13 protein-coding genes are annotated in these 13,153 nt (G+C 67.5%); 1 reads left to right on the top strand and 12 read right to left on the bottom strand.

Going from position 1 to position 13,153, the window contains the following annotated elements:
- Positions 1-23 precede the first annotated feature (23 nt).
- The 3 genes from G578_RS27820 to rimP form a co-directional block, all read right to left on the bottom strand.
- Positions 24-737, bottom strand: coding sequence for an RNA-binding protein (locus G578_RS27820; RefSeq protein ID WP_084619132.1), 714 nt, complete (start codon positions 735-737; stop codon positions 24-26).
- The gene (gene nusA / locus G578_RS27815) at positions 685-2,256 is read right to left on the bottom strand and encodes a transcription termination factor NusA (protein WP_051245187.1); all 1,572 of its coding nucleotides are present in this window, start codon (positions 2,254-2,256) and stop codon (positions 685-687) included. The genes G578_RS27820 and nusA overlap by 53 nt, the downstream gene beginning before the upstream one ends.
- A gap of 79 nt (positions 2,257-2,335) precedes the next feature.
- The gene (gene rimP, locus G578_RS0122800; RefSeq protein WP_051245242.1) at positions 2,336-2,782 is read right to left on the bottom strand and encodes a ribosome maturation factor RimP; all 447 of its coding nucleotides are present in this window, start codon (positions 2,780-2,782) and stop codon (positions 2,336-2,338) included.
- Positions 2,783-3,093: 311 nt separating this feature from the next.
- Between rimP and G578_RS29790 the strand changes: the two genes are divergently transcribed.
- The gene (locus G578_RS29790) at positions 3,094-3,831 is read left to right on the top strand and encodes a hypothetical protein (protein ID WP_156907436.1); all 738 of its coding nucleotides are present in this window, start codon (positions 3,094-3,096) and stop codon (positions 3,829-3,831) included.
- An 18-nt stretch (positions 3,832-3,849) separates the two neighbouring features.
- Here the strand turns inward: G578_RS29790 and trmB are convergent, their stop codons facing one another.
- From trmB to G578_RS0122745, 9 genes are all read right to left on the bottom strand, one after another.
- Positions 3,850-4,548, bottom strand: a complete 699-nt coding sequence (trmB, locus tag G578_RS0122785; RefSeq protein ID WP_028796196.1) for a tRNA (guanine(46)-N(7))-methyltransferase TrmB — start codon at positions 4,546-4,548, stop codon at positions 3,850-3,852.
- A gap of 67 nt (positions 4,549-4,615) precedes the next feature.
- Positions 4,616-5,782, bottom strand: a complete 1,167-nt coding sequence (gene metK, locus G578_RS0122780) for a methionine adenosyltransferase (RefSeq protein ID WP_028796195.1) — start codon at positions 5,780-5,782, stop codon at positions 4,616-4,618.
- Between the two features lie 172 nt (positions 5,783-5,954).
- Positions 5,955-6,407: a helix-turn-helix domain-containing protein gene (locus G578_RS0122775; protein WP_028796194.1), complete on the bottom strand. Its 453-nt coding sequence runs from the start codon at positions 6,405-6,407 to the stop codon at positions 5,955-5,957.
- 101 nt (positions 6,408-6,508) lie between these two features.
- A complete protein-coding gene (gene lnt / locus G578_RS27810) occupies positions 6,509-8,107 on the bottom strand; it encodes an apolipoprotein N-acyltransferase (RefSeq protein WP_051245186.1) in 1,599 nt (532 codons plus the stop codon).
- On the bottom strand, positions 8,094-9,014 hold the full coding sequence (locus G578_RS0122765; protein ID WP_028796193.1) for a hemolysin family protein: 921 nt from the start codon (positions 9,012-9,014) through the stop codon (positions 8,094-8,096). Before G578_RS0122765 ends, lnt begins: the two co-directional genes overlap by 14 nt.
- Positions 9,011-9,589: an rRNA maturation RNase YbeY gene (ybeY, locus tag G578_RS0122760; protein WP_084619130.1), complete on the bottom strand. Its 579-nt coding sequence runs from the start codon at positions 9,587-9,589 to the stop codon at positions 9,011-9,013. Before ybeY ends, G578_RS0122765 begins: the two co-directional genes overlap by 4 nt.
- Positions 9,586-10,605: a PhoH family protein gene (locus G578_RS27805; RefSeq protein ID WP_038015723.1), complete on the bottom strand. Its 1,020-nt coding sequence runs from the start codon at positions 10,603-10,605 to the stop codon at positions 9,586-9,588. The genes ybeY and G578_RS27805 overlap by 4 nt, the downstream gene beginning before the upstream one ends.
- Positions 10,602-12,011: a tRNA (N6-isopentenyl adenosine(37)-C2)-methylthiotransferase MiaB gene (gene miaB, locus G578_RS27800; protein WP_038015720.1), complete on the bottom strand. Its 1,410-nt coding sequence runs from the start codon at positions 12,009-12,011 to the stop codon at positions 10,602-10,604. The genes G578_RS27805 and miaB overlap by 4 nt, the downstream gene beginning before the upstream one ends.
- A gap of 263 nt (positions 12,012-12,274) precedes the next feature.
- The gene (locus G578_RS0122745) at positions 12,275-13,153 is read right to left on the bottom strand and encodes a lysophospholipid acyltransferase family protein (RefSeq protein WP_342664906.1); all 879 of its coding nucleotides are present in this window, start codon (positions 13,151-13,153) and stop codon (positions 12,275-12,277) included.

The following is a 13,153-nucleotide window of genomic DNA, read 5'->3' as shown; positions in this document are numbered from 1 at the left end:
TCCATCCGTCAACGGGCAGGCCATCAGTACTTGGCGCCCTGAATACACGTCCCGGCATGGTTTTCCAAGCCGGGGCCCACATCTGATGCGACCTTTTCGTGCCGCAAACCTTCAAGTCTCGCCGCGTCACGCAGCAAACGGTCCGACAGGCCGGCGCGCGACCCCGCGGAGTCCACGAACGCGTGCACCGTATGGTCGCGCCCGAATGCTTCGGCGATCTCCGCCGCCAAGAGGCACGAGACCACCGGTCGCGTCCCGGCCAGGGCCCGCAACCGGGCCCGGCCATCCTCGGCGCCGTCGCCCGCTTCGACCAGAACGCCGGCACGCCTCGCCTCCAGGGCCTGGCGCACCTTGGTCTGGCCGGCGACCGCGCCACCGGCGCGCCGCGCCAGCGACAACGTCTGCACGCAGCGCCGCGTGAGCAGCCCCTCGACCCGGTCCGTCAGGGTGGGATCCACCGTAACCGACCGCTTGGCCGCCCGGGCGAAGAGCCGCTTGACCACGGCCTGCTCGAGCGCCCCCCGATCGGCGGAGACCCAGAGCCCACGGCCCGGGAGCCGCTCGTCGATATCCGGGACGATCGCGCCGTCCGGACCCACAACGAAGCGGATCAGCCCACCGCGCGGCTGGACCTCGCGGGTGACGAAACAGCGGCGTTCGCTGTCATCGTCCCGGCTCGTCGGTTCATGCCGTCGGCTCAGGATCGCTCTCCTCGGCCGCCGCGTCCACCCCGGCATTCGTTTCCGCACCGTCTTCGTCTTCGAACCAATGGGCGCGGGCCGCCATGATGATCTGGTTGGCCGCGTCCTCGTCGAAACCGGCATCCGGCAGAATCTCGCGCAGCTCGTCGCTGGCAAGGTCGCCCAGGTCGTCCAGGGTCTTCACCCCGTTCTCGCCCAGGGTGACCAGCATGGCAGGCGTGAAGATCTCCAGCTCGACCAGGTCGTCGGTCACGCCCAGCTCGCGGCGGCGCTCGTCGTGGCGCTGACGCTCGGCCTCGACGAAGTTGAACGCGCGGGTGCGCAGCTCTTCGGCGATGTCGGCGTCGAAGCCTTCGATCTCGGCCAGATCGTCGATCTCGGTATAGGCGATCTCCTCCACCGAGGCGAAGCCCTCGGCGACCAGCAGGCCGGCGATGACGTCGTCGATGTCGAGGGCGCCGATGAAGGATTCAGACCGCTGACGGAACTCCTCGCGGCGGCGGTCCGACTCCTCCTGCTCGGTCAGGATGTCGATATCCCAGCCGGTCAGCATGGAGGCGAGGCGGACGTTCTGACCGCGGCGGCCGATGGCCAGCGAGAGCTGTTCGTCCGGCACCACGACCTCGATGCGGCCCTGGTCCTCGTCGAGCACCACCTTGGACACCTCGGCCGGCGCCAGGGCGTTCACCACGAAGGTCGCCGGATCGTCGGAGAACGGGATGATGTCGATCTTCTCGCCCTGCAGCTCGCCGACGACGGCCTGGACGCGGGAGCCGCGCATACCGACGCAGGCGCCGACCGGATCGATCGAGCTGTCGTAGGAGATCACCGCGATCTTGGCGCGGGAACCCGGATCGCGGGCCACCGACTTGATGTCGATAATGCCGTCGTAGACTTCCGGCACTTCCTGGCGGAAGAGCTGGCGCATGAATTCCGGATGGGTGCGCGACAGGAAGATCTGCGGGCCGCGCTGCTCCTCGCGCACGTCCTCGATATAGGCGCGGATGCGGTCGCCCTGGCGGAAGGTCTCGCGCGGCAGCAGCCGGTCGCGGCGCAGCACCGCCTCGGCGCGCGGGATCTCGACCGTGACGTTGCCGTACTCGACGCGCTTGACCACGCCGTTGATGATCTCGCCGGAGCGGCCGTCATATTCCTCGAACTGGCGCTTGCGCTCGAACTCGCGGACCTTCTGGACGATCACCTGCTTGGCGGTCTGGGCGGCGATGCGGCCGAAATCGATCGGCGGCAGCGGCTCGTCGATGACCGAGCCGACCTCCAGGGCCGGATCGATCTTCTTCGCCTGCTCCAGGGTGATCTCGGCGAACTCGTCCTCGACCTCCTCGACCACCGTGGTGCAGCGCTTCAGGCTGATGTCGCCGGTGCGCCGGTCGATGGTCGCGCGGATATCGTGGTCGGGGCCGTATTTCGACCGGCCGGCCTTCTGGATCGCCTGTTCCATGGCGATCAGCACTTCCTCGCGATCGATCCCCTTGTCCCGGGCGACCACATCGGCGACCTGGATCAGCTCCAGCTTCGGTGTCGTGGCGATATCCATCGGCTTGTTCGTCCTCTATCAACCCGGCGGGCGGACCCGCACCGGTTACTCCCTTAACCCTGTCCCGGCCTTTCGGCCGTCAGCCCTGCCCCTGGGGCCGGCTGGCGTCGAGCAGTGCATCGGTCAGCACGAGCTTCGCCCGCGAAATTCCCTCGAACGGCAGGTCCACCGTCCCCGCCTTTTCGTCCAGCTCGACCTGCACCCGGTCGTCCGCGACGCCTTTGATCCGGCCGCTGAAGCGTTTGCGGCCGTCGATCGGCACGTCCATGTCGACCCGCGCCTCGAACCCGGCCCAGCGTTCGAAATCCTTCAGCCGCGTCAGCGGCCGGTCGATCCCGGGCGAGGAGACCTCCAGCGTGTATTCCCCGGAGATCGGGTCCTCCACGTCGAGCACGGCGGACACCGTCCGGCTGATCTCGGCGCAGTCGTCGACCGAGATCATCGACCCGTCGCTCCGGTCGGCCATGATCTGCAGCGTCGGCCGCTGACCACCGGTGATCATGACCCGCACGACCTCGAAGCCCATGGCTTCGATCGACGGGGTCACGATTCCTTCGATGCGCCGGATATGTGGGTCCACCCTTGTCCTCACCTGCGACCGGCGGCGGCACCAACAAAAAAGTGGGCCGCTGGCCCACCCCCGATCAATAGTCCGATTGAAGAGCCGTTGATATATCGCAGACCGGACACGACTTCAAGGTCGAATGGCGCTCGCGCGAAAGGTTGAGAGTCAGCCCCACCCAAAAAGCCGGTATGTAGGATTTCTCACTGCGCCTGATCAATTAATCGGTCGAACTCTTTCAGTATAAGCGCGGTTTTTTTTACAAGGGGGCGGTCGTGGCGGGGGAAACAAGCGTTTGGTATGACTATATCAAACTAATCGTAGAAACCATTGTAAGCTGGCAGGTTCTTGCACTACTTGTTCTTTATTATTTAAGCCGCAATCCTAAGCTCATTGAGCGCATCGTCTCGCTGGACGTCGGTGGGTTCAAGGTGGAACTGCGGGAGATCAAGGAGGAATTGGAGGCGAACCGTCAGGAAGTCGAGGAACTGTCCGCGGAGATTGCCAACGAGCGCGAAATCTTCACCGAAACCTTGGCTAATGTAAACGAACATGCGTCAATGCGGGAACTGACCGAAGTGCGAGAGCGCCTCAGAGCGCAGGCACAGACCCTGGATGATCCCGAGTACATCCGCAGCTTGCTGACCGGCCAGGATAGGCCAGCCGATGTCTACGGCGCCGGCATCGCGATCAGGGCCAACCCCCGTCCAGAGTTTCTGCGGCCCGCCATCGATTGTCTCGATCGTCTTTCCCAGTCCGACAACCTGAAATCGGTCCGGCTGAATTTTGTGTGGACCCTGACGAAGGCCGTTCATCAGATCTTGGTCACGGACCTGAAGCACTCGCCCAAGCCCCGCCTCGCCCGGGAAGACCTGGAGCACGCGCAAGCCGTTCTCGACCGGTTGGCCAAAAATCCTCGGGTTTTGCGCGACCGGCCCGAAAACCCGAGCAAGGGCGTCCGCGGACCCATAAAATGGTCGCTGCAGTGGATCTCCCGCGGCCTGAATCGTTAAGCGGAACGGGCAGAGAGTTCAGCCGGGTTTGCGGAACTCCAGATAGGCCGGCATACGGCCCTCGCGCTTCGCCTTGGCCTCGTAGCGGGTTTCCGGCCAGTCGTCCCGGCGCTCGGTGAAATCCGCCATCGACGTCCCGGTCCAGCGGAAATCCGGATGGGCGGTGATCCGGGCCAGGATCCAGACCAGATAGCCCGGGTCGTCCGTCGCCATGCGCAGGATGCCGCCCGGCTTGAGCAGCTCGTAGAACCGGGCGACGGTCTCGTGCTGGATGATGCGGCGGTAGTGGTGGCGGCGCTTCGGCCAGGGATCGGCGTGCAGGACGAAGATCCGCTCCAGGCTCTGCGGCGCCAGCACGTCGAGCACGTCGCGGGCGTCGTCGGGATGGATGCGGACCCGGTCGCCCTCCACGTCGTCCAGGTGGCGCAGCAGCGACGCCACGCCGTTGACGAACGGCTCGCAGCCGATCAGGGCGATGTCCGGGTTGTGCTGCGCCTGCCAGGCCAGATGCTCGCCGCCGCCGAAGCCGATCTCCAGCCAGACCGCGCGCGGTGGCTGCGGAAACCAATCCCTCGGGTCGGTGGCGTTGGCCGGGGCGGTCTCCACCGGCACCAGGCGCGGCACGAGATCCTCGTCGACGCGGCGCTGCATGCCGGCGCGCAGGGGACGCCCCTTGCGCCGGCCGAAGAACAGCCGCTCTTCACCGTGGTCGGACATGGCCCTACTGGTACGGTTCCGGTCCGGCGGCCGGACGTTCCGGCCGCCCATGATCAGGACGCGCGGCTTAGAACGCGCCCTTCAGCTCGTCGACCAGATCGAGACGCTCCCAGGTGAAGCGGCCCGCGTCGTCCGGCTTGCGGCCGAAATGGCCGTAGGCCGCGCTCGGCGCGTAGATCGGATTGCTCAGCGCCAGGCGCTCGCGGATCCCGCGCGGCGACAGGTCGACCATCTCGCTGATGACCTTGGAGAGCTTCTCCTCGTCCACCGTGTTGGTGCCGTAGGTGTCGACGAAGATCGACAGCGGATGCGACACGCCGATGGCATAGGAGACCTGCAGCACGCACTTCTCGGCCAGGCCGGCGGCGACCACGTTCTTGGCGACCCAGCGCGCGGCGTAGGCGGCCGAACGGTCGACCTTGGTCGGGTCCTTGCCGGAGAAGGCGCCGCCGCCGTGGGGGGCGGCACCGCCATAGGTGTCGACGATGATCTTGCGGCCGGTCAGACCGCAGTCGCCGTCGGGACCGCCGATCACGAAGCGGCCAGTCGGGTTGATGTAGTAGACCGTGTCCTCGTCCACCCAGCCGTCCGGCATGACCTCGCGCACGAAGGGCAGAACCAGCTCGTGCACCTGCTCCTGGGAGAGGTCGGCGTCATGCTGGGTCGAGACGACCACCGAGGTGCAGCGCACCGGCTTGCCGTTCTCGTATTGCAGGGTGACCTGGCTCTTGCTGTCCGGGCCCAGACCCTTGGCGGTGCCGTTCTTGCGGGCCACCGCCATGCGGCGCAGGATCTCGTGGCTGAAATGGATCGGCGCCGGCATCAGCACGTCGGTCTCGGTGCAGGCGTAGCCGAACATGATGCCCTGGTCGCCGGCACCCTCGTCCTTGTTGCCGGCCGCGTCGACGCCGACGGCGATGTCGACGGACTGCTCGTGCAGGACGTTCTCCAGGCTGGCGGTCTTCCAATGGAAGCCGTCCTGCTCGTAGCCGATATCCTTCACCGCGGCACGCACCGCCTCCTCGATCACCTCGTGGGTGACGCTGGAGGGACCGCGGACCTCGCCGGCGAGCACGATCTTATTGGTCGTCGCCAGGGTCTCACAAGCCACGCGGCTGCCGGGATCGGCGCCCATGTAGAGATCGACCACCGTATCGGAGATCCGGTCGCAGACCTTGTCCGGGTGCCCCTCGGACACGGATTCACTTGTGAACAGGTAGCTGGCTTGACTCAACGGGGCCTCCGGGATGCTCGATTGTCGCGGAAATCAACGCTTGGGATCCGCTGCAATGGACGCATGCGGCGGACAGTACCGGGCCGGCGTTTTTGCGCGAATGCCGGTCCGGGTCAAGGGGAAAGCCGAGCGGCGGCCCCTGGCACGCGCGCAGACGGGAGGCGGAGGCGCCTCAGGGCTTCTCGCCGTCCATCGATCCGGCGATGGATCGCATCAGCTCGTAGAGCCGTCGCCGGGCGGTGTCGTCGGTGATCCGGTAATACGCCCGCACCAGCTCGATCGTCTCGCGGCGGCGCATCGGATCCTCTTCCATCGGGCCCGCGGCCGGGACGGACGGCTCGACACCATCCTCGCCCGGCATGTCGTCGAAAAAGTACGACACCGGCACGCCCAGGGCCTTGGCCAGCTCGAACAGGCGACTGGCGCCGACGCGGTTGGCGCCCCGTTCGTACTTCTGGACCTGCTGGAAGGTAAGGCCCAATGCTTCACCCAGGCGCTCCTGACTCATTCCGAGCAGAGTGCGGCGCAGGCGAACCCGTGTGCCGACATGGATATCGATAGGATTCGGATTCGTAGCCGTAGGCGGACGGCCGACCCGACGGCGCCCTGGGCGGTCGTTCGCCATGCGAACCTCTGATTTCGTTAACCAAATAACCCTAGGACTCATAGACCATACAATTGTATTCAGTCAACGTCCTCAAATCGGCCAAACTGATTTAATTCCAATCAATTCGCGGGAGTTCTTCGACCGGCCCGAAATCGCCCGTATGCTGCAACGGCCAGCAGCAATACGACCATAAGAACTATGGGGACATCACCAATAAAGCCGAAAGGCGGTACCGGCAGCGCCGCGGGCAGCGGCGTATCCAGACTGGCGGTCACGCCGATGCCGATGCTAGCGACAATTCGCCCGGCCGGATCGATCACCGCGGATACGCCGGTATTCGCCGCCCGGATCATCGGGAGGCCCTGCTCGATGGCCCGCAGCCGGGTGATCGCCAGGTGTTGATACGGGCCGCTCCAGCGGCCGAACCAGGCGTCGTTGGTGGCATTCAGCAGCCAGGCCGGACGGTGGTCCGGATCCACCGCCCCACCGGGGAAGATCGCTTCGTAACAGATCAGCACCGAAACCGGCGGCGCGCCCTTCAGCTCGAGCGTCCGCGGCCCCGGCCCCGGCGTGAAGTCGCGGCGGCTCTGCACGATCGGATTGACCGGCAGCACGTCGCGCAGGGGCACGTATTCCCCGAAGGGCACCAGATGCGCCTTGTCGAAGGTCCAGGCGGTCTCGGCGCCGGCGTCGAGGGCGAAGACGCTGTTATAGACCTCGGACACACGGCCGATCCGGGCGACGCGCGGTGCGCCGAAGATCAGACTGCCCTCGGCGGGCGCGACACGGGCGAGGGCGGCCATCAGCTCCGGCGCGTCGCCGATCAGATGGGCCACCGCCGTCTCCGGCCAGGCCACCACGGTCGGCGCGGCGGACGGCTCCAGTCCCGGGGCCCGCAGATCGGCCGGGCGGGACGGGTCGCTGAGCGCGATGTAGCGTCCCAGATGTTCCGGTTTCAGCAGCGGATTCCATTTGTCGCGCTGGGGCACGTTGCCCTGGACCACCCGCACCACGACTCCGGGGACGGCGCCGTCCGGGTCGGCGATCCGCGGGATCGCGGCCTCGCGCGCCACCCCCCAGCCGACCATCGCCACCAGCAGCAGGGTCGCGGCGGCGGAGCCGGTCAGACGGACCCGGCGGGAGACGCCGCCATCCAGCCACAGCGCCGGCGCCATGGTGACCAGCAGGACCAGCAGGCTGAGCCCGTAGCTGCCGACCAGGGAGGCCGGCTGAAGCAGCGGCAGCCAGCCGTCCACCGTGGCGGAGGGCAGGTTCCAGGGAAAGCCGGTGAAGGCGTGGCCGCGCACCCATTCCGCCGCGGTGTAGAGGGCGGCGAGGCCGAGCCAGAGCGGCCAGCCGCCGCCGAACAGGCGCCGCGCCAAGCCTCCGGCGAGCGCCGCATAGAGCGCCAGCACCGCCGGCAGCCCGAGATTGGCGAAGGGGATCAGCCAGGCGTGCTCGCCCGCATTCACCAGCATCGCATTGGCGATCCAGTGCAGGCCGGCGACATGATATCCGAGCGCCCAGAGCCAGGCGCGGAACGCCGCGGAACGGGCGCTCGGCGCCTGCGCGACCACGGCCAGCAGGGCCGCATGGCCGAACGCGAAGGGCAGCAGATGCAACGGCGCCAGGGACAGGCCGGTGGCGGCCCCCGCGACCAGTCCGGCTAGGGGGACGACCCACCGGCGGCCGCGCGCGGCGCCGTCACTCGGCGGCACGATCGGCGGCGTTCGGCTGGACCATGCGCACTTTCAGGCGGCGCAGACGGCGCGGATCGCCATCCATGACCTCGAATTCGATCCCGCTGGGATGACGGATCACCTCGCCCCTGGTGGCGACGCGGCCGGCCAGGCTGAACACCAGGCCGCCCAGGGTGTCGATCTCCTCGCGCTCGTCGTCGGTGAGGAACTGGCCGGCGATCACCTCGAGCTCCTCCACCGTGGCCCGGGCGTCGGCGACGATGGTGCCGTCGGACCGCTCGGAGAGCTTGGGCCCTTCCTCGGTGTCGTGCTCGTCGACGATGTCGCCGACGATCTCCTCTATCAGATCCTCGATGGTGATCAGCCCGTCGATGCCGCCGTATTCGTCGACCACCAGCGCCATGTGGCGCCGGGTCATGCGCATTTCCTGTAGCAGGTCGAGGGCGCGGGAGGACGGCGCGACAATCAGGATCTCGCGTGCCAGCGCCCCGGCGGCCACGTCGTCGCCCCGGTTCAGATGGGCCAGCACGTCCTTGATGTGGACCATGCCGATCACGTCATCCAGGGAGTCCCGATAGACCGGAATCCGGCTGTGGGCGACTTCGCTCATCTGCCGCGAGAGATCGGTCAGGCGCGTCGCCTGATCGACCGCCACGATGTCGGCGCGCGGCACCATCACGTCATAGGCGGTGATGTCGCGCAGGCCGAGCACGTTGCGGATGATCGCCCCTTCATGCGGGTCGATCGGCGAGGCGTCCTCGCCGTTCTCGTCGATCAGCTCCTCCAGGGAGGCCCTGACCGCCGAGGTCCCGTTGCGGCCGAGCCCGACCGAGCGCATCAGCGTGCGCCAGGCCTCGACCAGCGGCCCCCGGTCGGAGCTGCCGTTGCCACTGCCGTTATTGCCGTAAGCAGCGTTCTCGCTCATGCGGCCGCTCCCCGCGCGTCGCCGGGCAGAGGCTCACCGCCGGCATAGGGATCGGCGATGCCGAGACCGGCCAGGATCTCGCGCTCCAGCGCCTCCATCTCCTCGGCTTCCGCGTCGTCGCCGTGATCGTAGCCGAGCAGGTGCAGGGTGCCGTGGACCAGCAGGTGGCTGACATGGTCCGCCACGCTCTTGTCCTGCTCCGCCGCCTCGCGGACCACCGTCTCCAGGGCCAACGAGATATCGCCCAGCGGACGCGGGCCGGCGGGCGGCATGAAGCCGGCCGGGAACGACAGGACGTTGGTCGCGCTGTCCTTGCCGCGGTGGTCTCGGTTCAGCGCCCGTTGCGCCGCGTCGTCGGTCAGCAGCAGCGAGATCTCAAGCGCTCCCGACACCCCGACATGGGTCAACGCCGCCAGAACCGACCGTTCGGCGAGCGCAGAGACATCTTCGGCGGCCTCTTCCCAAGCGGGGGCCGTAAGGGAGATATCGAGTTCGACCGTCCGGTTCTCGCCGGAGGGTCGGGTGCTAGATCGAGGACGACTGTCGCCCTCGGCAGAAGAATCTTCGTCGGTCATCGACTCTTGTCGCCGGGTAAAAGTACTCCGTCACGGGCATTGTACGCGTGTACGATGCGCGTAACCAGGGGATGACGGACAACGTCTGCGGCGGTGAACTCCACGAACCCGACGCCCTGAACGTCATGTAGGTGATCGAGCGCGTCGCGCAAGCCGGATTTGTTGCCCAGCGGCAGATCGACCTGGGACAGGTCCCCGGTCACCGCCATGCGCGAATTCTCGCCCAAACGTGTTAAGAACATCTTCATCTGGGTGGGCGTGGTGTTCTGCGCCTCGTCCAGGATCACATAGGCATTGGCGAGGGTGCGGCCGCGCATGAAGGCCAGCGGCGCCACCTCGATCTCGCCGGCGGCCAGCCGCCGCTCCACCATCTCGCCCGGCATCATGTCGTACAGCGCGTCGTAGAGCGGGCGCAGGTAGGGGTCGACCTTGTCCTTCATGTCGCCCGGCAGGAAGCCGAGCCGCTCGCCCGCCTCGACGGCCGGGCGCGACAGGATGAGGCGATCGACCCGCTTGGCCTTCAGCATGGCGCAGGCCATGGCGACGGCGAGGTAGGTCTTGCCGGTACCGGCCGGGCCCAGGCCGAAGACCAGCTCGTGCTGCATGAGCTGCTTCAGATAGTGCGCCTGGTTCGGCGAGCGGGCGCCGATCGGCCGCTTGTAGGTGTCGAGCCCCGCATCGCCGGCGAACTCGCGCACGCCGCCCACCGCGTCTGCCGCCTGGGCGTATTTCACCGCCGCGTCCACGTCGCCGATCTCGAACGGATAGGGGTCCTGGCCCTTTTTCTTGGTCTTTTCCAGCCGGCGGTACAGACCCTCCAGGGTGCCGCGCGCGGCCTGCAGCGACTCCTCGGCGCCGAGAATGCGCACGATGTTGCCGAAGGCCTCGAGCTTGACGCCCAGCTTCTGTTCGATACGGGCAAGGTTGCGGTCGTGGTCCCCGAACAAGAGGGGGATCAATGCGTGATCATGAAACTCGAGCTGGACGGAGGCGTCGTCGGCCGTGCCTGTGCTCACGCAGAAACCCTTTCGGCAGGAGGAGGGGGGAGAGACGAAGGCGAGGGGAGATCGGCGTCGACCGTGACGACCCGACCGGACAGGCTGTTGGCGCCGCCCAGGTCGATCGCGATATCGACAAGCGAGCCGAGCAGCCGCTCCGGCGCGTCGGCATGGACCGACTGCATCCAGGGGCCGCGCCCGACGAGCTGGCCCGGCCGGTTACCCCGGCGCTCGAACAGGACCGGTTGCACGGAGCCGGCGGCGGCCTCGTTGAAGGCGCGCTGCTGCGCGTTGAGAAGCTGCTGCAGCGCTTCCAGCCGGTCGGATTTCTGCGCCTCGGACAGCTGATCGGCCACCGAGGCGGCCGGCGTCCCCGGCCGCGCGCTGTACTTGAAGGAATAGGCCTGGGCGTAGCCGACCTCGCGGACCAGCCGCAGGGTATCGGCGAAATCGCGATCGCTCTCGCCGGGGAAGCCGACGATGAAATCGGAGCTGAGCGCCAGATCCGGGCGCGCGGCGCGCAGCCGGTCGACGATCCGCCGGTAGTCGTCGGCGGTATGGCCCCGGTTCATGGTGTCGAGGATCCGGTCGGAGCCCGACTGCACCGGCAGATGCAGATACGGCATCAGCGCCGGCACCTCGCCATGGGCGGCGATCAGGTCGTCGTCCATGTCGCGCGGATGCGAGGTCGTGTAGCGGATGCGCGCGATCCCGTCGATCTCGGCCAGGGCGCGGATCAGCCGGCCCAGACCCCAGTCGCGGCCGTCCGGCCCGGCACCATGATAGGCGTTCACGTTCTGGCCCAGCAGGGTGATCTCCAGGGCGCCGGCGGCGGCCAGACGGCGCGCCTCCTCGATCACCGCCGCGGCCGGGCGCGAGAACTCGGCCCCGCGGGTATAGGGCACCACGCAGAAGGTGCAGAACTTGTCGCAGCCTTCCTGAACCGAGAGGAAGGCGGCCGGTCCCTGACTGGCGCTCTCCTCCGGCAGATGGTCGAACTTGTCCTCGGCCGGGAACTCGGTATCGACGACGCCGGCGCCGCGCCGGTTCTCGCTGCCCAGCGCCCGGGTCACCAGCTCCGGCAGCCGGTGATAGGTCTGCGGACCGAACACCATGTCGACCACCGGCGCGCGGCGCACGATCTCCTCGCCCTCGGCCTGGGCGACGCAGCCGGCCACGGCGATCAGCATGCGCCGGCCCTCGCGGGCGGCCTCCTCCTTCATGACGCGCAGGCGTCCGAGCTCGGAATAGACCTTCTCGGTCGCCTTCTCGCGGATGTGGCAGGTGTTGAGGATCACCAGATCGGCGCCGTCCGCCTGATCGCTGGACGCATAGCCATGGGGCGCCATGACGTCCGCCATCCGGGCGGAGTCGTAGACGTTCATCTGGCAGCCGTAGGTCTTGACGTGAAGCTTCTTGCTCAATGGAACCGTCTTGCTCAATGCCGCCGTCTTCCACGAAGACGTTCGGGGCTCGCAGACCCGAGCATCCCTCGTCCCTGTCGGGGACAGCGCCAGATCACCTGATCCATCAAGGTCGCGGCTACTCCCGCTTGCTGATCGCGCCGGATGATTGCGGCCGGGTCCGCATCTCCCTGGACCCTACGAATCGCCACGTTCCTGTCAAGCGACAGTCGCATGAACCGACGCAGAATACTTTGTGGTTCCAGATTCTACCGATTCGGACTCTAGCGTCCCGCATTGGCCCGCGCCAGCCCGCCGGCGACCTGGTCCTGCACCTTGGTCGCCAGGGCCTTGCGCGACCCCACCTCGTCGACGGTCACCGGGGCGTGGAACTCGATCACCACGGTCAGCTTGCCCAGGGCGGCGACGGTCCACAAATGCGGCAGCAGATCCATGTCGCCATACCAGGCGAAGAACGGCCGCAATCCGCGGCCGAGGGGGACCTCGTTGAGCCGGGTATAGGCGATCGAGACCGGTTGAACCGTCAGCGCCTGACCGCGCGGCCGGCGCTCGGCGACCGAGAAGAAGGCGCTCTTGAACGGCAGGACCCGGGTCCCGTCGCCGCTGGTGCCTTCCGGAAACAGGATCAGGTTGTCGCCCGCCTCCAGGCGCTGGGCGATCTCGTCGCCGTGCTTGGCCACGGCCGTGCGCTTGCGGGCGATGAACACCGTGCGCTGCAGCTTCGCCAGGATGCCGAACAGCGGCCAGCCGGCGACCTCCGACTTGGCGATGAAGCCGCCGGTCACCACCGAGCCGAGCGCGGTGATGTCCAGATAGGAGACGTGGTTGGCGACGAACAGCACCGGCCGCTCGCGCACCCGCCGGCCGCGCACGACGACCTGGATGCCAAGGATCCGGGTGCACAGACGGTGATAGAAGCGCGGCAGCCGCTCGGCCAGACGCAGCCGGAACAGCACCGCAAACGCCTGGACCGGGATCAGCGAGAGAGTCAGCAGCAGATAGGCGGTCAGGCGGATCGCCGCCCGGGTCTCCGAGCGGATCATGCCATGCCCGTGGTCGAGCAGGCGCCGCTCCTCGACCTCGTCGACATACACCGGACCGGGCCGATGCGTCGTGGTGGATCCGTACGCCGCCTCCGCCAT

The sequence above is a fragment of the Thalassobaculum salexigens DSM 19539 genome (assembly GCF_000423805.1).
GTDB classification, from domain to species: Bacteria; Pseudomonadota; Alphaproteobacteria; order Thalassobaculales; family Thalassobaculaceae; genus Thalassobaculum; species Thalassobaculum litoreum.
The sequence above is the reverse complement of the archived record's forward strand: the minus strand, read 5'-3'. Positions and strand labels throughout refer to the sequence as shown.